General features: G+C 64.8%; 3 protein-coding genes. All 3 read left to right on the top strand.

Going from position 1 to position 2,303, the window contains the following annotated elements; all coding sequences use genetic code 11:
* Positions 1-819 (top strand): DUF6094 domain-containing protein (locus tag EV699_RS19715; protein ID WP_132546043.1); only part of this gene is annotated, 819 nt, incomplete at its 5' end.
* A gap of 100 nt (positions 820-919) precedes the next feature.
* The gene (locus EV699_RS19710; protein ID WP_132546041.1) at positions 920-1,225 is read left to right on the top strand and encodes a hypothetical protein; all 306 of its coding nucleotides are present in this window, start codon (positions 920-922) and stop codon (positions 1,223-1,225) included.
* A 99-nt stretch (positions 1,226-1,324) separates the two neighbouring features.
* The coding region (locus EV699_RS19705; protein WP_165904218.1) for a DEAD/DEAH box helicase family protein at positions 1,325-2,303 on the top strand (979 nt) is incomplete at its 3' end.

The raw sequence follows: 2,303 nt of genomic DNA, 5'->3' as shown, positions 1-2,303 counted from the left end.
CGCCAGTCCTTCGGGCTGCTGTTGCTGAACCCGCCGTATGGCGACCTGAGCAAGGACGTGAACGGCAACATCGGCTATCAGGGCCAGGGGCGCGCGCGGCTGGAAAAGCTGTTCTATCAGCGCGCGCTGCCGCTGCTGCAGTACGGTGGCGTGCTGATCTTCATCGTGCCGTCCTACGTGCTCGACGCCGAGCTGGTCGGATGGCTGACGCGCCACTTCGCCGACCTGCGCATCTACCGTGCGGTGGAAACGCAGTTCAAGCAGGTAGTGATCTTCGGCCGCCGGGTTCGCCAGCGCGACCAGGCGTCGGAGTCGGCCAAGGCCCTGCGTGGACTGCTGCTGCAGATCGGACAGGGCGACGCCGAAGCCGAGGAGCTGCCGCTCGAATGGCCGTTCCTGCCGTACACCCTACCTGCCAGCCCGGCCGAGCCGGAGCACTTCTATCGCGTGACGATGGAGCCCGAACAGTTCGCCGATGAAGTCGGCCGGCTGCAAGGACTCTGGCCAGTGCTCGATACGCACCTGGGCGCCGCGCAGCAGTCGCTGCGTCCGCCCGCGCGGGCCTTGTCGCACTGGCATCTCGCCCTGGCCCTGGCCGCAGGCGCGATTTCCGGCGTAGTGAAGTCCAAGAGCGGGCGAGTGCTCGTCGTCAAAGGTGATACCCACAAGGAGAAGATGCTCCAGACGGAATACACCGAACGCGACGACGGCTCCGTGGCCGAGACGCGCATCCTCACCGACAAGTTCGTGCCGGTCATTCGTGCATGGGACTTGACGCTGGGCTCGCCCACGTGGGGCGAAGTGCTGACCATCCGCTGATCGCTGTTCCCTGACGGTTCGCCGTCATGCTTTTCACCCACCGGGGTCACGTTGCCCCGATGGGGTGCCGTGGCCCTCTTTTCCGAAAGGAGAAACCACCATGGCACTCGCAGTCCTCAACCTCGCATCACAAGCACGCTTTTCGCCCGGGCAGGTGGTCATGACCGCTGGCGTCGACGAGCTGGTCCGACAGGGCCGGCTCAATCCCACGCCGTACCTGCGCCGCCATCTTCATGGCGACTGGGGCGACCTTTGCGACGACGATTGGCAACTGAACGACGCCGCGCTGAAGTCCGGCGAAGATCGTCTGTTCTCGTCCTACCAGGTCACGCGCGACCTGAAGCTCTGGATCATCACCGAATGGGATCGCAGCGTCACCACACTGCTGCTGCCCAGCGAATACTGATCCGCATCCAGCGGCCTCGCGCCGCTTCTTTCTTCCCACCCAGGGGCATGTCACCGCCCCGTGGGGGAGGTGCATGCCCCATTGCTTTGGAGCATCACCATGTCCCTCGATCTCGAAACCGTTCCCGAAACCGCTGTGCAGGGCGACCTGCTCGAAGCGGCCGCTTCACCCCTCACGCTCAGCCTGCAGGACTTCGTGTCCGAGTTCGGCGACGAGCTGCTCGACTCGCTCAACCGCGCCAATCCTCCGGTCTACACCGGCCAGGTGCGGGTGCATCGGCAACTGATCCTCGCCGCGCTCAAGCGCAAGCTGTTCCCGGCGCAAGCCGATGTGGTCCACGCTGTCACCGAGCTGTTGGTCGATCGCGGCGAACGCGCCGCGATCGTCAATGGCGAGATGGGCTGCGGCAAGACGACGGTGGGTATTGCCACCGCCGCCGTGCTCAACGCCGAAGGCTACCGCCGCACCCTGGTGCTCTCGCCACCCCACTTGGTCTACAAGTGGCGGCGCGAAATCCAGGAGACGGTGGCCGGGGCCAAGGTCTGGGTGCTCAACGGCCCGGACACGCTGGTCAAGCTGCTGAAACTGCGTGAGCAGTTGGGCGTGCCGGCGCAGGGCCAGGAGTTCTTCGTCCTGGGCCGCGTGCGGATGCGGATGGGGTTCCACTGGAAGCCTGTCTTCGTTCGGCGGCGCACGCCTCACGGCGACGTGGGGGCCTGCCCGGCTTGCGGGCATGTCATCACCGACCTGGACGGCGAGCCTGTCAACACCATCGATCTAGAAGCGGAAGAGTCCCGCCGTAAATGCAGCCACTGCACCTCACCGCTGTGGACGCTGATCCGTCCCAGAGGTCTGTCCGCCAGCGACCAGTCCTCGACCGTGCTCAAGGCACTGAAGCGTATTCCAACCATTGGCGAAGTGACCGCGCAGAAGCTGATGCAGAAGTTCGGTGACGCCTTCCTCGCATCGATGCTCGGGGACAACATCCACGAGTTCATCAACCTGATGGATGGCAACGGCGAGCTGGTATTCTCGGACCGGCAAGCCCATCGCATGGAACGTGCGATGTCCAACATGG

Source organism: Plasticicumulans lactativorans, from assembly GCF_004341245.1.
GTDB classification, from domain to species: domain Bacteria; phylum Pseudomonadota; class Gammaproteobacteria; order Competibacterales; family Competibacteraceae; genus Plasticicumulans_A; species Plasticicumulans_A lactativorans.
This window is presented reverse-complemented; position numbering and strand designations above follow the sequence as displayed.